Raw genomic sequence first — 20,573 nt, 5'->3', positions numbered from 1 at the left:
ATGCTGAGCACAGAACAGTTGGCACATCTCTTGGACCTAATCGAAAGGGCTGAAGACCCCCTGTTGAGTTGGGGCGTCGTAGATGGTGGCCTGACTGAAGGCGAATTGTACGAACTCGTGGAGGATTGGATTCGCGTCTCGGACGTCTCTCTAGACGCAGACGATGTCGTAGATGCACTCGTGGAACGTCGGTTGGTTCACACGTACATCGACCGGGGTAGCGAATACTTCCGCAGTCGAATCGGAGAGTCGGTCCGACTGATATCGAGGCTGCGTCAGATGTTTCTGTCCTCTGACGCTGTTTCTAGTCGTACTTGGGAGGGTGCGGCCACCCTGGTAGGTGGGTTTCGTTACATGCGGCGTCCTAGGAACTACCCGGATAGGGCGATAGATCCGCGATCGATGCTGGAGGAGATTTGGCCCCGGGACTGTATCCGCAAAAAGATTGCAGAATCGCTCACTGAGGGAATCAACCTTTCTGGCTTCCAAGATCGCGCGACGAAACAAATCCTTGCCGCGATCGAGACGCGTCGATCAAGTGGGGTGATTATCGGGGCTGGAACGGGCAGTGGAAAGACTCTCGCGTTTTACTTGCCTGCGATGGCGTTTATGGGTGATAAGGCGTCGTCGGAGCATTGGACTAAGGTGCTAGGTGTCTATCCAAGGGTCGAATTGTTGAAGGACCAGCTGCAATCGGCAGTTGAACAGTCTCAACGGATCGCCTCGGTACTTGCTGCGGAGGGCAGGCGACCGTTGCGTGTCGGAGTGCTATTCGGCGACGTGCCACATAGCTTTGAGGTTTTGAAGGGGCAGTATGGGCGGTGGACTGCGCGAGGTATGAACTTTGTCTGTCCATACCTTAGGTGTCCGCGCGCACAGTCAGAGGGTGGGCATTGCCGGGGCGAGTTGGTGCTCAAACCTGAGAGCATGGGGTCTGCGATGCCCTGGTTGGAGTGCGCAACGTGCGCGTTCCGTCTTTCTAGTGAAGAGTTCGCATTGACGCGGGATCAGTTGCGTGCTTGTCCCCCAGACTTATTGTTTACATCTGCTGAGATGCTGAATCGCGCGCTCCTAAACCCTGCTCTCGCGCCAGTTGTGGGCATTGAAGTGCTGCGAGGTCCCGAATTGGTTCTGCTCGACGAAGTGCACACTTATGGCGGTACTAGCGGTGCGATGACAGCGATGGTACTGCGGCGATGGAGGAACCGCGTTCGGTCACGACCTGTGTTCGTCGGACTGTCGGCCACTTTGACCGACGCCGGGCCGTTCTTCGCCGATCTCGTCGGCATCGACCGGAATAGGGTCGTGGATATCCATCCCACCGAGCAGGAACTTGTCCCCGAAGGAGCCGAGTACCATATTGCGGTAAGGTCCGATCCGACTTCCGGCGCAGGCACCTTGTCGACGACGATTCAGACAGCAATACTCGTATCGAGGGTGATGGATCCATTAGGCACGTGGCCTTCCGCGGGACTCTACGGGAACAAGGTGTTCTGCTTTACCGACAATCTTGACGTGACGAACAGGTTGTATTTCGATCTTCTCGATGCAGAAGGGCAGCGTGCACGCGCGCGCGGCGCCGACATGCCCATCAAACTCTCGTTGGCGCACCTTCGCTCCCCGGAACATGGTGAGAATTTGCTCCGACGGCAACTGGGTCAGGTGTGGGACCTCTCAGCGGAACTGGGCCACGACCTTTCCCGCAACGGTCGACTGGGCATCGGTCGCACTTCCAGTCAGGATTCCGGAGTGAACCCGAGCAAGTCGGTAATTGTAGCGTCTTCTTCGTTGGAAGTGGGGTTTGACGATCCCTCGGTAGGCGCTGTCATCCAGCACAAGAATCCCCGCGACGCTGCATCCTTCATCCAGCGGAGAGGCCGGGCCGGACGCCTACGGGGCATGCGCCCTCTCACCGTGGTGGTTTTGTCCGACTATGGATCGGACAGGTTGGCGTACGAGCAATGGGACCGACTGTTCGCACCTATCCTCCCAGCACGTCGTTTGCCCGTCCGCAACATCTCGGTACTGAGGATCCAAGCTGCTCTGTCCACCCTTGAGTGGGTTTTGGAGGAGGTAGGGTCTACCCAGAGTGGACTTTGGGAGGACCTTTCAAGAGAGCCTAGAAGCGGCAGTGCGAGAAGGGTTCAGCAGTCCGTCGCCATCCTCGTAGAGAAAATCTTCACGGAACCGAACCTGCAGGCCGAGTTGCGAGCGCATCTTTGCCGTTCCCTGCAAATTGGCGAGCCAGTTGCTGACGAACTGCTCTGGCACCCTCCCCGTTCGATCTTGCTGGCCGCCTTGCCCGCATTGCTCCGCAGATTGCAGACGAACTGGACCGTTGTGAATTCGGAGGGCGACGTCGGGAACCTGTCCGCTAGACATCCTTTGCCTGAGTTCATCCCACCGAACCTATTCACTGATCTCAACTTGCCAGAAGTCGAAGTGCATCTTCCCGTTGGGCCACCTGTTAACAAGGAGTTTCGCACTGAGTTCATGGACCTGGTTCAATGTGTCCGCGAGTTCACCCCGGGGCGGGTGTCTCGCAGATTCACTATCGAAAGCGCACTCGACCGCCATTGGATTGAACCCTCGGAGACTCTTGATGTGGGCGTTGTCGCAAGCCTGTGGCGATGTGAGGGGACAATCACCGTGGAATCTCCCTCGGGGACTACAGACGTACCTCTGCTGCGCCCCGTCTCGCTGCTAACCTCACAGCCACCAGTCGATATCAAAGACTCCAGCAACGCCTCTCCGATTTGGTACAGCCAATTCGTGCCTTCAGGCGGCGGAGTGCACGTCAGCGCAGCATCTTCGGACGCGGTCGGCCGATACGTAGCCGCATTTACGCTGCACCTGCACCGTGACCACTCGGAGGTTGAGGTGCGGCGAGGATCAGTAGGTTCGAATGCCAATGTCTCCTATGACGGCGGCAGGGAACTTAGAATCCGCACGACTTTCACTCACGAGGGCGCTGGCGTGGCGATCGGTTCCGCGACAGAAGTGGACGCGATTAGGGCCGACCTTGTTGAAGTCAACTGCCCGGATGCCTGGTCTGGCGCGCATGGACCCGGTTTGCGGAGCGCTTGGTTTTACCACCTAGTGATCAGCGACGAGACGCTTCTAAGCGTGGCTAACGTATTCCAACTGATTTGGCTTCATGATGTTCTAATAGGCGCTCTTGCGAGTCAGGCGCTTTGTACATCTTCCTCCCTCGAGGAGGCGTGGAAGGTGGTCGAGTATGATTTGCACGAGCGGCTTGGGGAGTTTCTTGACTTGCTGGTTGCGAGACCTGGGCTGGCGACTACAAGTGGCCCAGTCGTCGGTGACGGTGCCCCGCAACGACTACGCGATAATCTACGGCATTTGATTGCTGATCCAATCGTACTCAATCGTCTCCGAGAAACTGTCGCAGCGCTGTGGGAGTTACCTCGCCCCGCCGCACATGAGTGGCTCTCCCGTAGGCTTCGGCAGACTGTCGGTGAAACGATGCTTGCCGCAGCGGCGAAAGTTTCCCCTGCGCATTCCTTCGACGACGCCATCGTCGAAATTGAGCCGGGCTTCGACGAGGAACAACCGAGGGTAGGACAGGTGTGGCTCACGGAAACGACAATCGGTGGTGGGGGGTTTCTCGAGTCGGTGGCCGATGAACTCAGCTCGGATCCATCACGGTTCCAGCGGCTGATGCGAGCTAGTTTGCGGCCAGGTCCTACTGAACGGGTTGGAACTGTACTCGAACGCGTGCTTGACGCTGCAATCAACACCCCCGCGATGGCACAAAGCTTCGAAGCATGCCGGACAGCGAACTCCCATCGCCAGCGACATCGCGCCTTGATCGGACTCTGCGCCGCTATGGGCGAGCAGGGTATTCACCCGATGCCTGAATCGGTCTCATCCGTGGTGAATCGACTGCTGCTGCCAGGGTCGGACGCAGTGGCTGACCGAGTGACGTTCGAATCATTGCAGCGATGGAAGAACTTGGAAGCCAGACTTGGTATCGAAGTCGAGCAACGGGTGTGGACGGTACTTGATGCTACGCGGGACGGGGTGATTGACTGGCCTTTGCTCGATCATCTGCGATTGGTACTCTGGCCGCGGGGTTGGAGGATTCGCGCGGATTCCATCAGCAGTCGTAATCAGTTCGCAGAAGGTGTCCCGGCTGCGCCGGAGGTGCTGGAGTCGATGTTGGCAAGCAAAGGCCCCGCTATTGTCGATCTCGACAGCAGGTGCGAATCCGCTGCTGCCGCAGTAGCAGAGTTGCAGAGCGCTGGCATGGTCGACGTGCGGGTAGCGCCCGGACTACGCGGCCTACTCGCTGACTTCCTAGCTTCATCTATCGTCGTCGCAGTCGACGCTGGCTTCTTGCAGTTGTACCCACGGGTAGCGCGGGTGCGCATGGAATCATCAGGACACATTATTGCGAGTTTCGACATTCCGGAGGTGCTCTGATGCCTGAACGCACGATTTCAACGAGTGGTCTCGGGTCAGAACCTAAGTTAGACCAGGAGATACACAAACTCTTCGTTTCTGAACTCGTCGCTCCGTCCAAGGTGCTCTGGATTGCCTCAGCATGGCTGAGTGACATCCCTGTAGTCGACAATAGGGGCGGTGAGCTTTCCGATATTGCACCTGAATTGCCCACTCGAACCTTGCGGCTAACTGAGGTACTCGGCCACCAGGTTGCGGGCGGAGCAGTTGTGCATATCGTGATGAGGAAAGATACTCATAACGCTACTGTACTAGCGAGACTTCAGGAGATTAGGAGCCAACCTCTAGCAGGGGTGCTGATGCTCGGCCAACTGCCCAACCTGCACGAAAAGATTCTGCTCACCGACCGGTTAAAGGTCAGTGGATCGATGAACCTGACATATAACGGTCGCCTGCGAAACACTGAATTGGTCCACTTTACAAATGACCAAGATGCAATTGAAAGGCAGCGTATCGACCTTGATCGGCGATATTCGGGAGAGTTGTCGTGAGCGACCCTCTGGAACGATTCTTTGGAACTGGGAACGACATTGATCTGCTTTCGTTGAAACCCGAGTTCCGGACGAAGCTTGATGCGGCAATTGACCGGTGGCAGAACTCGACTAGAGTGGCTTTCCTGCCTCGCGCCATCGGTGAACGCCTATACTGGTATGGCCGTGCGGATAAGCAAGCAGCACGGAGGGAGCTCGAGTGGTTGCTTGGTCACTGGGTCGGTGCTAGCTACAGCGACATTGAGCGTAGGAGAGGCATTCTCGACCTGACAGATCCCTTCGACATATGGCTAGAGACCGAGTATCCGGGCCGGGTGGTCAGGTTTGAGGTCTGGCCGCGTCGCTCCCGCGCATCTCGCGATTCAGTTCGGGGCCTGCTCGGTAATCTAGTGGCGTTGCTCGATATACGGCCACCGCGGCCCGAGCACTCAACCCAACGGGTCTCCGAACTCGTCGATGACCTCAACTTTGCGGCTGCGGCCAACAACCAGTGGCTAACCCAACGCATACTCGACGCAATTGATGAACGTCGACTCCTGGATACCACAAACCTGCTGTTTCTCCGTGTTCGGACGCTTGCGATGCTGCAACAGTGGGAGGAGTTGGCCTCCCCTGACTTGTTGGCGCAACTCTCCAGACTGCGCCTGCCCTCAGGCGTCGTTGATGCAATCGGAACAGCGGCTTACCAGGTCTTTCTTCGAAACCACGACGTAGGTGCGGTTGAGCTTCTTGCCGCTGCTTCGACGTTGCCGCAGGAATTGAATGCCATCATGCGGCAGAACCACAAGTCGTGCGAACCGACAACCTTGATTGTGCAGGGACTCGTCCTCCGGGATCAGCCATCGCTAGCTGCGCGCTTGCTGAAACCGCGGGCGGAATTCCATCCGCTCGTCAGAGATCTCCTTGAGAATATTTCACCGCTGACGCCTGGCACGGAACCCGAACGGACGTCGAGTTCCGCTCAGGTCTCGACAGACGCCAGCGAGGATCTCCTGCGCCGCTTGAGAGGTGCGCTCGAGGTGAACGATCATGCAGGTGTGCTAGCAATTGTTGAGAGCGCTACTGATGAGATAGACATGTGGATGCTCCGTGAGGCCGTTCTGGCTGCCGACGCACTCCAGGACGCCGAATCTGCCGGACGGGCAATTAGACTAATAGAGCGCAGACACGGCGGACCAGTAGACATTTCGTGGCCCCGGCGAAACTTCGAATCCACAGTGGCTTCTCTCCTGCTTCGATCTTCCGGAGAGACTCCTAATTCGTGGGATTCATGGATCGAATTCGCCGAGGCCGACGACGAACGCGCGAGTGGAGATTTCGACCCTAGCGACTGGGCGCAAACTAGTCCTGAGCGCTTGATTGCAGCGCTAAACACAATCCCTACTGCGACTGTCGAACCATACCTTGGCAGGATTTACTCTGCGCATCAAGATTCATGCAACGTGGAACAACGCTCTGAACTTGCGCATTGCATGTTGGTTCATATGGCTCTCTCAACGAGGTTGCGAACTGAATCACGGGATGTGATTGAGTGGGTGATCAACGATGCCCTGGAACTTTCTGGACGAGATGGTTTCAAGAATCTGCTTCAAACAGTTTTTGATCTGCTAGAATCGCATCTAGGAGCGAGCAGTGTGGGGTGGGCCGTCGATGTCTTCAGCGACATCGCAGAAGCCGCTACCGGAACTGGCCGTCAGGAGGCCGCCGCGTTCGGCCACCGCTTTGTTGAGATGATCCGCCCTTTGTTCGAGAGCCTATCACTTTCGCAGTTTGAAGTATTGAGTAGTTCGCTGAAAACTCTTGGTTCCGCAGTTCCTGATGATCTCCAGATCAAAAACTCGCAAAGAGTCGGTTCGCCACCCTACGAGAGTCTCCGGGGAAAGCAGATCCTTATCTACTCGCTACGCGAAAGGCCGGCTCGTCGCGCCGCCGCAACGTTGCGAGGCCTAGGAGGCGGGACGTTCGTGGAAGTTTCGACCGAGCAGGGGGGCACGCCTCGTCTACGGCAGGTAGCAAGAAACGCGGATATTATTGTCGTCGTCACTGCAGCAGCGAAACATGCCGCAACTACATTCATTGAAGACAATAGCGGATCTGGTCCTGTCGTGTATGCAAACTCTGTCGGTACGAGTTCCATCCTCCAGGCGTTATCCGACCATTGCGAGAGAGTTGCGGTTCCCGCTAGTCTCGATGTGTGGATCCGTACGGATTAGTCAAATAGATATTGCAGATGCAGCTGTATTTGATGCTGGATTTGGACCAGTATTGCCATGCAAGGGCTAGCCTTGGCTTGACGAGAAAAATTGCTTGGCGGCCAGGTGGAGCAATTCGGCAGAATATCAAAACTGCCGAACGCGAGACTGTTTTTCTGAGTCAGTATTCTGGAGATATTTGATCGGTACTACCGCTCTAACAATCGTTATCGGCGTGCGCATCGAGCATCGTAGGCCTCACTGCGTGATTCGCCACATGGCCCGTAGGAGATCATAAACTGATCTGCTACGGGTCGCATGATTCAGCAGTGGCGTTTCCTCGGAGGTTCCCACCTCGCACATGATCGACGGGTGCGAGGCGTCGGTCAAGCTTGCTCGACAATTAGGGTGTCGCTCTCGAGGTGCGGTATTCGTTCAACGCACAATCCATCCCCACCGTTGGGCCTGATGATCATGGACCAACCAGCTAGCGAGCGCGGACTCGACGTAGAAGAGCGCTGGTGAGGAGTTTTACATCGTTCGGGGTGTTCTGAAGGCTGTTCCATCGGCGCTGGTCATCTGGCCCTAGGTCCCAGGTTCCCTCGGTCCAAGCTGCGATGTCTCGGATGGTCGCGAGACTTCTGTCAATACGAATGTTGTTGAACTTCTCCGGAGCAATCCCTTCCGTTAGATGGTCCATAACATACCCGAGCGCTTGTATGCCAACGCCGTGCGTGAGGCGAGACTTTCGTGGAGGCATCAACCACTCGACTGGCCAGGTGGATTCGACCATCTTCCAGAATGCAGTGAGATGTACTACCATGCGATCGACATCACCTGAACCGTCGCGCGGATCCCTGTATTGATACAGCGCTCCGTCATAGAGGCTATTCTCGATCATCTTGAGAACTGTGTTGTCTTTGATGTCTCCATGTGGAGATGTCGGCATAGCAATCTTATTGTAGAAGGGACCCTCTGGGTCGCGGTTTAGTCGGATCATCACTTCTGCGGGAAGTTTCCTGCGCGCGTATTGGGGTGGCAATGCGCCAATTGAGTCAGGCAGAAGTTCGTGAATTAGCCCCTTTGGTAGGGGCTTGGTATTGTTGACCAAGATAAACTGTGATCTTTGTTCGTCGTCCGAGTTTGCGATGAAACCCACGACGGCGACAGGAAACTCTGCGACATCGGCATCCCGGATTGCTGCACTACGTTGCTGGCCGTCTACGACGAGTGCTGGCTTGTCCTCTTCGGCTAGGGTTTCATCAACAGGTATAACCAGTTCACCTGGAATTGAGTAGCCTGCTGCTCCAGACGCGATAGCGGGCTCAAAAGTGACGCGCGAATCAAACGCAACCACGATGGAGTTTGGTAGCATTGCATCCGTTGACTCGACGTACCGGCGAATCGCGCGGATGTGGCTAAGCACCTCGGGACGTTGATAGCCGGTTAGGGATCCGCCATCGTTGCGATGGATCCTTGAAACTGTTGCGAACTCGTGGATTCGCTTTCCATCGATCGCGAAGCAATAGATCCGTCGGGATCCCTGTGCGACTTCAAGGGCGGGAACTCGGATTACATATTTGTCTGCCATGCCGTCCTTTCTAGCGCACGACGCAGGGTCGGGCGCACAATCATGTCACACCTGGGGACTCTTTGGCCAACTCGGCCTGTCGTCCTCTGGTCGCACTCGGTGGCATAGACGACCCCTGTATTGGCCTCGCTGACCTTGGAACATTCCATGTCGCCATCAGGTGGATCAACATCCTGGTCACCGTGTCTCGTCCTGCTCCAGCCTTGCCATCCTGGAGGCAAGCACCGCCAGGTTATGGAAGCCGCGACGCTTGTTGCGTTCTGTACCACGGAAGATGATCATCTCGATCCCGTGCTGCTCGCACAGTCCGCACGGGCAGTCCTTCCACGGAGCTGCCTCTAGTGTTCGTCTATACTGGGTGGCGTAGGACTTGGCGACACCTATGAGGCTCTCGTACTCGAGAACGGATTCGAGGGCTTGCTCGAGCGTGGCAGAACCGGAATCAAAGGCACGCAGGGAGCGCAATGCGTTTCGTTCGGCATCCAGTGCCTTCCGCTGGGAAATGTGCCCCGCAAGGATGGCTCGCTTGAGTTTTAAGTTGGCGTCAACCTGTGGAACTCGAACCGCCGCATACTTCATGTCAGCGGTGTGAAAGTTGTCGCGGTCGTCCATGAATGCTTGCCGAAAAGCGGAAGTGCTATCAAAGCTGGTAACTCCGAGTTGAGCGAACGTTTCCATTGAATCAATTCGCGTGATGCCTAGCAGGTGGAGTTCGGTCGAAGGTGATCGAATCTCCTGGATCGCGCACAAGCAATCCAGGATATCTGGCGTTTTCAGCGGAACCATTCCGCCCAGCGCAATTCGTTGGTAGCCCATGTCTTGCAACCTTCGGACGCTGTCGGCGTAGCTCGCGCGGTTCCATCCCTGTGCTGCGCCTACCGGGGTTATCGCACTGCCTCGTCGTTCTGATGCGCGAATGAAGGACTCGGCGTACTCCAAGGAAATGCGTTTGCGGATGATCCAATCTTGCTTAGGTGGTTCGCTGCTATCTCTCTGGAATCCGAGAATGATGTGATCGATGCTGACGCCCTCATCGAAACCGCAGTGCTCATAGAAGTCGAGCACCTCATCGACAGAGTACGGTGGTGTTGGTTCGTTGGCGTAGTTAAAGGCCCCGCAGTCTCCCAAGGTAGAGACGCCTTCTGGAAGCCGAAAGAACCTACGCACGCCGAGTCGGTAAAGCCGTTGTCTCTGCGACATGGTATACTTTCCGGCACCCCGAACCGAACCGTCGACGATTGCCTTCGAAACGAGAACACCACCGTATGCGGGAGCTGAGAGCGCTTCGTGCGCGTATAGATCGTCGCGTTGCCTGACTCTCAGTGGAGAGTACTCATCATTTGAGAAGTCGTATGTGGGGCTTACTAGATCCTGGCTATCTGGGAAGTAGAACTTCACTATTGCCCCACTCGTGATTCAACGTAGGTTCTTGCGATGAGATTCGATAGGGCGGAGATGTGCCTAGGTGTATTCTGCACCTCGTTCCATGGTAGTCCGAGGACTTCCCAAGTTCCCTCGGTCCATCGGCAAACGCGTGCGACTCGCGAGACCTCAGTGCGGACTGCCTCTGCAGCAGTTTCACTCTGGAGGTCGGTGTGCACCATTACTCGATCCATGAGTCGACCCATTGATCTGATTCCCACCCCTCCCATCAGGCGTGACTGGCTTGGGGGGAGTCCCCATGCGTGCGGGAATACTTCCCTGACTCCCGACCAGTAGGTTATCAGCACGTTCCGTATTCCGACGGTGTCGGTGCTACCGGTCGCAATGTTTCGGTATGGAAATAGTACACCGGAGGGCGACTCGAGTGATTCCCTGATTGCTTCGACTAAGCTTGTGTCAGTCACTATAGCATTCCTGCGATTGTTACCTTCGGTCGACGCACGCTTTATTAGTCCGTAGAATGGCGAGTCTTTTTCGTGATTGAGCATGTCAACAAGTGCAGATGGGAGTTTTCGTGTCGACATTCGTGACGATGGTGCGGTCGCAACTTCGGGTAGCAACTCTGTTACCAAGTTGGTCGGCAGTGGTGCGACAGTGTTGACTCGCAGAAACTGGTCACGTTGAATCTCAAGTGTGGGCGCTACGAACCCTGCAATCGGCACTGGCATCGACTTGTTTCGAGTCCTTGCTAGCGCAAGACTGCGTTGCTGCCCGTCGACAATCCATGCGGGTTTCGGGGAACTGGGATCGGCAGGGAGTGAAATCTCAAGCGTTCCTGCGGTTGACATTCCGTCCGTCGTCATCGGGCCGCGACTGGCGCGAAATCGAATATCATCTGGCAGTGCCATTATGAGTCCGTTCGGGAACAGGACTGAGCCAGAATCTAGGTAGTCTAGAATCTGTTTCACGTGTATTCGCCGTTCTGGTCTTTGGTAGCCGATTAGCTTCCCCGCCGCGTCTCGCGAGATCCTTGCGACGTCGGCCACCCTATCGATCTCTTCTGCTGCAAGTGCAAAAAGGTAGAGTGGCATATCGGGGTGTTGCATGATTCTGAGCGCGCGCCTTTCAATCTTATTGACGTTGTTTCGCACTATGCGCAACTTTCTGCAGTTTGTACAATTCCCTGAAGCGACCTTGTTCACAGGCGAAGCCAGAGTCCCGTAGGCGACGTAGCGCGCGGGTTGCGCTCAAGGATTGATCTGCGGCAAGCATTTCGTTGATCAAGCTTGATATTAGTGTGTCGTCTGTTCGAGTTCGATTGTATATCTCCTCGCGGCGTACTGAGTGGGCCCATTGCTTCCAGTGCCGCTCAGAATCCGGGTCGTGAAGAGGCACCAGCTGCGTGGGCGACAATCGTGTAACTGATAGCCATGAACGTGCGATTCGTAGAGTGACACTGGTCGTTGTGCCTCCGAGAGCGGGCCGCAGTGATCGGTCACTTGGGATTCTGGGGATTCCAACTACTTCTCCAGCACCGCCGATCATGAGCAAGTCGCCCCCTCGTTCGCCAAGTGCGGATAGGTCGTCGTGCATAGCCTTGGCGTAACTTTCGGACAGGACCAGGAGGCCTCGGTGTCCTGTTGCCGCCGCGAGTGTCCCGGTACCTAGGGCACTGGTGATTTGCTTCCACCATGCCCGCGCATGAGACGTGTTGGTGGCAACGGAGTCGACGTGGTTCATTGCAAAGGTGGCGGAGTAGGGTACTGCAAGCGACTCAATGTGCTGTAGCCCAAGGCCGGCGGACGCAACGAGAACCTGTACGTCGTATCCTTTTGAGGCGGCTTCCTGTGCGAGCAACTTGGCCTGTGCCCAAGCCTCGCCTTGGTACATCTTGTGCAGTTCGACACGGGCAAGGGCTGGTTGTGATCTCACCCGGTCGATCCACTCTGCTGCGCGCGCCGCGGAGTGGGCGATCGGCGTGTCGAGCGTCCTGACCTGCATGTGGGCAGCGGGGGATGGCGTCTTGCGCTCGGTACAGGTGACGACCACTGTCAGCTTGGGCACGAACCCACGATAGCAACTGCGCAACTGAGTCGGTCTCGCGTGGCGAGAAAACTGTAAGGATGTTGGACCTTCTGCTGGGCGCGGTTTGCGCTAGAGTGTGGCGCAGGGCAACACGAGCGCAGGAGGACCGATGCCTACACCCGCAGTAGTGCTGCTCAGCGGCGGCCTTGACTCTACGACCGTGCTGGCTATGGCCAAGGACGAGGGGTACGACGTCTACGCCCTCTCCTTCAGTTACGGCCAACGGCATTCGCTTGAGTTGGATGCCGCGCGCCGCGTGGCCAAAAGCTTTGGGGTCGTGCGCCACGTAGTTGCAGATATCGATCTGCGAGCCTTTGGTGGATCTGCGCTTACCGCCGACATTGGTGTCCCGAAACGGCACTCAGTAGAAGGCGTGTCGGGCGAGAATGAAATACCGGTAACCTACGTCCCTGCTCGAAACACAATTTTCCTATCATTCGCATTGGCTTATGCGGAAACAGTGGGCGCTGGGGATATTTTTCTTGGCGTGAATGCAGTCGATTACTCAGGATACCCAGACTGTCGGCCTGAGTACATTTCGGCTTTCGAAGCGATGGCTAAACTGGCGACGCGCGCGGGCGTCCAAGGGGGGAGGGTGGAGATTCATACGCCACTAATCAGCATGTCCAAAGCCGAAATCGTGAGGGCCGGAACGAAGCTGGGTATCGACTACGGGCTAACCCTGTCTTGCTATGACCCAGATTCGGAGGGGCATCCATGTGGGCAATGTGATTCTTGCTTGCTGCGATTGAAGGGATTCGCAGACGCAGGACTGTCCGACCCACTCGAATATCAGGTGAACTGAATCCAGATGTCATATAAGATCAAAGAAATTTTCTACACCCTGCAGGGTGAGGGTGCGCATGCAGGTCGCCCTGCGGTATTCTGCCGATTCTCAGCCTGCAACCTGTGGACTGGTCATGAGCGAGACCGGGCCCGCGCAATATGCAAGTTCTGTGACACAGACTTCGTTGGCACCAATGGTATTAACGGGGGGAAGTTCTCGACTGCCGACGAACTAGCCGCGGCCATTGCGCACCAGTGGCCTCAGGCCTGTCATTTAAACCGCATGGTCGTTTTGACGGGGGGAGAACCCTTGCTTCAGGTTGACGAGTCTTTGACTACTGCGCTGCACAAGATTGGGTTCTACGTTGCAGTCGAAACAAATGGAACTAGGCCAGTTCCTAGGGGGATCGATTGGGTGTGCGTTAGTCCAAAGCAGGGTGCAGAGTTGATTGTTCACCAAGGCGACGAACTAAAGCTTGTGTATCCGCAAGCTGGAGACGACCCTACTTGGTACGAGAAGCTTGACTTCGGAACGTTCAGGCTCCAGCCTATGGATGGTGAATCGGTTCAGGAGAATACCGCTGCGGCGGTTCGTTACTGCCTTGAAAATCCGCGATGGCAACTCAGTCTACAAACGCATAAACTACTAGGAATTCCGTGACTGGCATGATTGAGATATTTAAAGAGTTTGATTTTGAAGCTGCACATCGCCTGCCCAATGTGCCGGAGGGGCACAAGTGTGCACGCTTGCATGGTCACTCGTATCGTTTCACGGTTCATGTCGCAGGGCAGCCCGATCCTGAGCTAGGCTGGGTCGTTGATTTTGCGGAGGTGAAGCGAGTTGTTGCGCCCATTGTTCGGGAGCTTGATCACTACTTTCTGAATGATATCGAGGGCCTTGAGAACCCGACAAGTGAGAATCTCGCGATGTGGCTTTGGCATCGAATTGAACCGCTACTTGAAGGACTGTCTGCAGTGACTGTTCGGGAGACTTGCACTTCCGGGTGCACCTATCGTGGTTAGTGACTGCAGGCCACTGTTCTCCAGTCGCGCTTCGGACTGTTCAGGCATTCTCCATCGTCGGTAATCGTGCCGACTCCGCATGCTTCCCAATTGGTGTCTCTTGGGCTGCGCCCCGTCGGGCTTGGACGTCCTGAACCCCGCCTGAAGCGATGGATAGCTTTCGGGCGGCGAGTGTCCACCATCCGTGGTCTAGCTATCCCTGGTAGTCCGTTGGCGCCGGGTGGGCAGGTCGACACACTGTTTGATGATCGCGAGGGGAGCAGAACAGCGGCCTCGGAGTTTTCATCCGCTCACTGGTCGGCCTCGACCGCGCCGCCGCCAAGGACGCATTCGGCAACTATCTCGACGACACCACGTTCACGGTGGACCAGGTGCGCTTCGTCGAGCTGATCGTCAACGAGCTGACCGCGAACGGCATCATGGACCCTGGTCGGCTCTTCGAGTCGCCCTACGCCGATCAAGGTCGCCCCGACACCATCTTCCCCGATGACGATGTCTACGCGATCGTCGAGATTCTCCAGGACGTCAAGAAGCATGCGCTTGTCGAGGCTGTAGCGTGAGGGCCCCTCGACAACTATGCTCGCCGCGCCTGGCTAGCGCGCACCACTCATACCTGATGCGCGAGCCCGATCGCTACCCGCAGTGAAGTCTTGTATCCCTCGGTGAGTCGCTGCTTGCCGTAGATCTTGAGGGTTTCCCGCATGAGGGTTTCGGAATCGATGGCGTCGAAGCCGCCGTGTTCGTGGGCGATCCGCGCGATGACGGTGGCTAGTTCGAGTGGTGGTATCTCGTCGAATTCGTTGCGCGGACCGATCTCTCTGAGCTTGACCTCGGGTTGGCCCTCGACCCGGTAGGTCAGCAGCTTGGGGTACTTCTGGAGCAGCGGATCGTCGGTGATGACGAGTTTCCGCACAGCCATGGCGTGCATTGCCTGGTTCAGCGCTTCGCGGTTGGGCTTGGTGACGCGCTGTCCGCCTGCGGCGAGCACGTAGGCGCGGTGGATGCGGCTGCCGACGACGGGCCCTTCCGTGCGGATGATCGCGGTGATTCCTTCGATGCGATCCTGCAAAGTCGCTTGCTGGGCGTTGATGAGCGTGCCGAGGTACTCCTCGTAGGTCTCCAGATGATGTCCGCTGGAGGACTGAGAGTTTGTGGGCGCTGGGGTCGCAGGCGTTGCTACGGGTTGTGGCATCGCACTTTTCGGTGGCGCGCTGGAAGTCACTACAACGGGAGTCGCATCGACGTGCTCCGGTGCGGCTGGCTCAGGCACAGATGCGGTTGGATCAGGAGCAAATGGGGCCACCTCAGCGACTGGCTCGACCACTGGCGCGGCAATCTCGTCGGCTGGCTCGTCCACCGTCGCAGCCTCGTCGACAACATCAATGCCCGCTTCCGCGCTCACGGCCTTCTCGATCCTGTCGAGCACCGCGTCGGGGTCGATGAGCCACTCCGGCAGCCAGACGCGCACCACGTGTGGCCAGCCCATGATCGAGGTGAGCAGCGTGGGTGCGCCGTCGCGGTCCGCCACGGTGGGTCGCTTCGCCCAGGCTGGGTTATCGAGGAGAATGGCCGCTTCCCACTTCTCGGAGCCGATACGACGTGCAGCGAGATCGACTTTGAAACCGGACATTCCATGGTTGTGCGCTACCTCGATGCCGCGCAGCTCGAGCTCGCGCTCAAGGTCCTTGCCGAGCTCGCTGGCCACGCCATCCTGTGAACTGTCCGAATCGATGGTGCCGCCGAGGCTTGCGTACTCGATGTATTCGCGCAGGTGCCGCATGCCGACGGCGTGGGTGCGCCTGAGATCGATATCCTGCGGGTCGAACGAGCTGAAGAGGATGACTTTCTTGCGCGCGCGGGTGATCGCGACGTTGAGACGGCGTTCGCCGCCTTGTCGGATAAGGGGGCCAAAGTTGAGGGGCAGGATCCCCGTCTTGGGATCCTTGGAGAATGCCAGCGAGAACAGCACGATGTCTCGCTCGTCGCCTTGAACGTTCTCCAGGTTCTTCACGAATAATGCTTCGCCGTCGGTGCGCGCGAGCGCGGCTTGGATATTCGAGTTCGTGCTTTCCTCGAGCAGGTTGAGCAGCAGGTCCCGCTGCTGCACATTGAATGTCACGACACCGATGGACGCCGGGCCGTCGGCGAGCAGCTCCGTGATCGTGCTGACGATGGCTTCGGCCTCGATCTTGTTGGTGCGGGTGCCGCCCGTGCCTCGGTCGAACTCACCGTGCACGTTCTGCCACGAGATACCGGTATGTCCGCTGCGGCCAGGGGAGGGTAGCGAGGCGAGGCGTTGCTCGTAGTAGTGGGAGTTGGAGAACGCGATGAGGGATTCATCGGCACTGCGGTAGTGCCAGGAGAGCCATTCCTGCGGCAGGCCGGACTCGATGCATTCGGTGAGGATGCTGTCGAGGTCCTCGGGCACCGTGGTGGCGTTGTCGGCCTCGTCCTCGGTAGTGCTGGCTTGCATCACGCTGGTAGGCGGCATTTGCCTGGAGTCGCCCACGACGACGACGGACTGTGCCCGGCCCATGGCGCCGACGGCCTCTTGCACCCGGATCTGGGAGGCCTCGTCGAATACGACGATGTCGAACTGCACGGCTGTGGGGTCGATGAAGCTGGCGACGGAGGCGGGGCTCATCAGGAAGCACGGTGTCAGGGAGAGGATCTCCGCCGGGTACTTGGCGAGCAGCTCGCGGAAGCTCATGCCGCCGCGCTTGCGCTCGAGCTGGCGGACGAGCTCCCCGGTGGTCTTGTCGTGCAGGTCGATGCTGGGTCGCCGATTGATGACGGCTTGGCCGACGGTGTACGGGAGGATCTCGCGCAGTTCCCGGTTGAGGTCGGTGTAGGCGCTGATGTGCGCTTCATGCACTTGCCGGTCGAAGTACGTGAGCTCGCTGGAATTGCGGCGCTCGGTGATGGCGGTATGCGCGAGCCCACGCAGGTACGCGATCTCAATGTCTGCTGCGTCGAGGTCGCCATCGAGCACCTGGTCCGCGAAGCTATCGAGCCCCAGCCCGCGCAGCTGATCGATGTGCGCGAGCACGCGTCCCCACCGCTGCACGGGAAGCAGCCCGGTGCCGTGGAGCTGCTCTGCCCACGTGCTGCCGTCGCGGTGCCAGGCATCGACCCAGTGCAGTTCTCCGCGCCATCCCTCGATCTCGGTGCTCGTGGCCGAGAGGGCTTCCAGCCACTGCGTCCATGCGTCGGCGATGTGTCGCAGCTCGGCGACGGGTGCCGGGTGCGAGCGCATCCACTGCCATAGATCGGGATGCTCGGTGTGGAGGCTGGTGGAGGCCTGGCCGCGTTCGCGAGCCTGCTTGAGCTGGGCCACGGCGTCCCTATCGGTGGGAAACCACCCGTTGGGCGCGTGGGCAACACGTTCGCTGAGTTGCCGTGCTTCTTCGCGGGCCGTCTGCGCTGCGGCGAACGCGCCAAGCACCGATGCCTCGTCGAGCTTCAGCGCCCCCGGCACAAACTTGTTGAGCTGGTCAGCGAGGGCCGTCCGGCGCTTCTTCTTGCCGAGCAGGCCGCTATCGGCCGCAATGGCCGCCTCGCTGAAGCCATCGAAATCGGCGTCGACGAACAACCGGTCACTGAAGTAGCGCAATGCGTCGTTGTGCCGTTCGCGGAACTGCGCGACCGTGGCGATCGAATCCTCGGAGATGATTCTGCCCGGTTCCGGTAGCTGGCCCGCCGCCGAGAGAGCCGCGCACGCCGCGATAGCTCTCAGTTCCACCGGGGAGCGCAGTCCGCGCAAATGCTGCTCCAAGGCAGGCGGGAGTGATCCAAGGACCGCGCGCGCGGATTCCAATTCCTCGGCTGCGGCGAGGAACCGGTGCGGCTCGGTGGAAGCGTCGATCGTGCGGAGACCGCTGATGCGCCACGGGTGCTCCGCACGGAGCGAGGCGGATGATGCCGCAGTGGTGAGTTCGCGGGCGATCTCCGTGGCCTGGTCCTGCTGCTCCTTGCTGAGCCTGAAGAATGATCCCGGAATGGTGGCAGTGATGCCGTCGCCGAGCTCCTGCCGGTACTCGTAGGCGGACCATAGCGAATGCTCGCCGCTATTGATGCCGTGCACGCGTGCCGGGTACTGCGAGAGCATCGAGACCGGCTTGCGCTGCCGGGCCTTCAAGGTATCCAGCTTGGCTGCGCTGCCTACTGGCGAGTGGGTGAGGGCGGCGCGGAGCTGGGCCTTGATGGTGGTGGGCGACTGCTTGCGCCCGTGCAGGTCCAGGCAGAAGTCTGCGAGGCCCACCGCATCGAGGCGCCGCTTGACGACCTCCAGCGCTGCCTGCTTCTCCGCGACGAACAGAACTTTCTTGCCGTTGCGAACGGCATGGGAGATCAAGTTCGCGATCGTCTGGGACTTTCCCGTCCCAGGAGGGCCTTCGAGGACGAACGAGTGGCCGCGGATCGCGATGTCGATGGCGCGCATCTGCGAGCCGTCGGCCGGGATGGGCAGCTGGAGGTCCAGCTCGTTGATCGTGTCGCCGACTGGCGGACCCATGGGGTCGGTGAATGTGTCGCCCGGGTGCTCGACCAGGTGCTTGACCACGGGGTTGCGCATGAACACCGGCCAGTGATCGACGAGATCCCGCCACATCTGGAACGTCGCGAACTGCAGCAGGCGCACGCTGGCTGTCTCCTCGATCCGAAACGGCAACTGGTTGTCCACCAGCGCCTTGCGGATCGCATGCAACGATTTGTGGATATCGATGCCGGAGTCATCAGTGATCGGCTCCTCCAGTTCCGGGATGCGCACGTTGTGCTTCACCCGCAGCCAGTGCACCAGGCAGTGGTTCGACGACGCGATCTCGTCACCGTCGATCGTGATCGCGAACGGACGATTGCCGTTGCCACCCTGGATTCGTACCGGCAACAGGAACAGCGGTGCGTGGGCCTCGCCCGAGTCACCTTGGTGCACGAGCGACCCAAGCGTCAGGTAGAGGTAGTTGCTGCCCGTCTCTTGCAACATGGTTTCAGCCTCGCGCCGCAGCTCCCGCATGCGACGGACATAGGCGGTGGACGCGACGCGGACGAAGGCCTTCCGATGCTTGCGCAACTCGTCGTTGATGATCGAGGGGTCGAGATCCTCGACCGTGCGTACACCCTGCATCTCATTGACGCCGCTGACCTGGTCATGGGCCAGGAGCTCCACTGGCTTGCCATCGTGGATCTGGTCATCGAGCACCGCGAGCAACCCTGAGGGCACGGCGATCTCGGCGGCCTTGCCGCGCTTGGGAAGCTTGAGCAGGGGATTGCGGAGACTCAGGTCGAGCAGCGCGCGGCGCCACTTGGCGATCCGGTCGGGGGCGCCGTCGTCCTCCGCGATCCGCCGTTGCAGGTTGTCCTCCTCGCCGAGGATCTTGGCGAGGCTCGCGGGCAGCGTGAGCGCGGCAGTCGTGGCACTTGACTGCTCACCGGTCTGTTCCTCCACGTTCGGCGAAGGGGCCGACGCCTGCTGGGTAGGGAACGGGCGGATGCTGCTGCGGTGAGCGAAGTGGATATCGACAAGCCCGTTGAACCGATCCACCTGGTCGAGCTGCTTCATCGCTTCGAGGTGGGCATCACCGAAGCTCTTCGACGTGGAACCACCGGTGAGGCATGTGGTCTCCACCGGCACGACGCGGCCGGACTGGGTGAGCGTATGGATGTAGTTCCGGTCGCGCACAGTGACCTCGGGCAGCCGATCCTCGAGGGAATGAAAACCGGCGAAGGCATGATCATCGAGAATGAAGATGACGGGGCGGATGCCTGCGGCTTCCAAGCAGGCCGCGTAGGTGACCGAGAGGTCGATGCAGTTGCCGATCCTGTCCGCCAGCACCGCCGTGGAGGTGCGGACCTTCTGCCCGGTGCTCTCGAACGAGGCTGGCAGGACGACGTAGGTAATGCTCCGCGAGCGCAGGGCCTCGAAGATCGCTGCGGCACTCAGCGCGACCCGCTCCGGGCCTTCCTGGTACCCGACGAGTGCACCGGTACCGGTCTTCCGCTCCAGGATCTCGCTCGCCTCGCGCAGCACCGCCGGAACCACTGGGGAGTTCGGCTGGACGAACGCTCCGATCGACTCGAACACCGACGGATGGCCGATCCACTCGTTGTGCGCAAGCACCCTCGAATCAACGCTGAACGAGAGGCTCATGCCGCCTGCGCAGTTGATGTCGATCTGGTAGGAGATCGGGTACGCCTCGTCGTTGTCCCGCAGCGCCTGCGCTGGTAGCCGGAAATCGTGGAAGTCGTCCCAGGAGTGCGCGGACTCCGCCCGCAGTTGGGCCAGGGAGCCGTGCCACGGGGCTGCCAGCACTCCGGAAGGGCCATGTACCGCCACTGTCGCGGAGACGTCGCGCAGGTCCTCATCGGTGAGGTTCTCCACTCGGAGCAGTTGCACCATCGGCACGCTGTTGTGGACCAGCGCGAAGAACAAGGCTGGTGGTACCTCGATGTCGGCACGGAGGACTTCGTTGGTGAAGCTCTTGGTGTCAAAGCCGAATACCGCCATTTGTCCTCCAACAAATCACACTGCGTCCCCTACGC

10 protein-coding genes and 1 pseudogene are annotated in these 20,573 nt (G+C 58.8%); 7 read left to right on the top strand and 4 right to left on the bottom strand.

Going from position 1 to position 20,573, the window contains the following annotated elements; translation table 11 throughout:
- Genes dpdJ through dpdD form a run of 3 tightly spaced genes read left to right on the top strand, consistent with a single transcriptional unit; the run spans position 1 to position 7,189 of the window.
- Positions 1-4,446 carry a protein DpdJ gene (gene dpdJ, locus FXO18_RS10580; RefSeq protein ID WP_149361075.1) on the top strand — a complete coding sequence of 1,482 codons (4,446 nt, stop codon included), beginning with the start codon at positions 1-3 and terminating at the stop codon, positions 4,444-4,446.
- On the top strand, positions 4,446-4,976 hold the full coding sequence (dpdK, locus tag FXO18_RS10575) for a phospholipase D-like domain-containing protein DpdK (protein ID WP_149361074.1): 531 nt from the start codon (positions 4,446-4,448) through the stop codon (positions 4,974-4,976). Before dpdJ ends, dpdK begins: the two co-directional genes overlap by 1 nt.
- The gene (gene dpdD / locus FXO18_RS10570; RefSeq protein ID WP_149361073.1) at positions 4,973-7,189 is read left to right on the top strand and encodes a protein DpdD; all 2,217 of its coding nucleotides are present in this window, start codon (positions 4,973-4,975) and stop codon (positions 7,187-7,189) included. Before dpdK ends, dpdD begins: the two co-directional genes overlap by 4 nt.
- A 466-nt stretch (positions 7,190-7,655) precedes the next feature.
- Here the strand turns inward: dpdD and dbpB (FXO18_RS10565) are convergent, their stop codons facing one another.
- From dbpB (FXO18_RS10565) to dbpB (FXO18_RS10555), 3 genes are all read right to left on the bottom strand, one after another.
- Positions 7,656-8,759: a DGQHR domain-containing protein DpdB gene (gene dbpB / locus FXO18_RS10565; RefSeq protein WP_149361072.1), complete on the bottom strand. Its 1,104-nt coding sequence runs from the start codon at positions 8,757-8,759 to the stop codon at positions 7,656-7,658.
- 177 nt (positions 8,760-8,936) lie between these two features.
- Entirely contained in the window at positions 8,937-10,157 is a 1,221-nt protein-coding gene (gene dpdA, locus FXO18_RS10560) for a tRNA-guanine transglycosylase DpdA (protein WP_149361071.1), read from the bottom strand.
- The gene (dbpB, locus tag FXO18_RS10555; protein WP_268884935.1) at positions 10,157-11,293 is read right to left on the bottom strand and encodes a DGQHR domain-containing protein DpdB; all 1,137 of its coding nucleotides are present in this window, start codon (positions 11,291-11,293) and stop codon (positions 10,157-10,159) included. The genes dpdA and dbpB (FXO18_RS10555) overlap by 1 nt, the downstream gene beginning before the upstream one ends.
- A gap of 1,043 nt (positions 11,294-12,336) precedes the next feature.
- Here dbpB (FXO18_RS10555) and queC point away from each other — a divergent pair.
- From queC to FXO18_RS10535, 4 genes and pseudogenes are all read left to right on the top strand, one after another.
- On the top strand, positions 12,337-13,032 hold the full coding sequence (queC, locus tag FXO18_RS10550) for a 7-cyano-7-deazaguanine synthase QueC (protein WP_149361070.1): 696 nt from the start codon (positions 12,337-12,339) through the stop codon (positions 13,030-13,032).
- A 6-nt stretch (positions 13,033-13,038) separates the two neighbouring features.
- Positions 13,039-13,674: a 7-carboxy-7-deazaguanine synthase gene (gene queE / locus FXO18_RS10545; protein WP_149361069.1), complete on the top strand. Its 636-nt coding sequence runs from the start codon at positions 13,039-13,041 to the stop codon at positions 13,672-13,674.
- A 5-nt stretch (positions 13,675-13,679) separates the two neighbouring features.
- Positions 13,680-14,036, top strand: coding sequence for a 6-carboxytetrahydropterin synthase QueD (gene queD / locus FXO18_RS10540; protein WP_223114718.1), 357 nt, complete (start codon positions 13,680-13,682; stop codon positions 14,034-14,036).
- A gap of 281 nt (positions 14,037-14,317) precedes the next feature.
- Positions 14,318-14,596, top strand: a pseudogene (locus FXO18_RS10535) (type I restriction-modification enzyme R subunit C-terminal domain-containing protein); the annotation flags it as partial.
- 47 nt (positions 14,597-14,643) lie between these two features.
- Here the strand turns inward: FXO18_RS10535 and FXO18_RS10530 are convergent.
- A complete protein-coding gene (locus FXO18_RS10530; protein ID WP_149361067.1) occupies positions 14,644-20,538 on the bottom strand; it encodes a DUF4011 domain-containing protein in 5,895 nt (1,964 codons plus the stop codon).
- Between the last annotated feature and the right edge of the window lie 35 nt (positions 20,539-20,573).

Source organism: Lolliginicoccus suaedae, assembly GCF_008312885.1.
In the GTDB taxonomy this organism is placed as follows: Bacteria; Actinomycetota; Actinomycetes; order Mycobacteriales; family Mycobacteriaceae; genus Lolliginicoccus; species Lolliginicoccus suaedae.
Note: the sequence above shows the minus strand (reverse complement) of the source record. Positions and strands in the feature narration are given on the sequence as shown.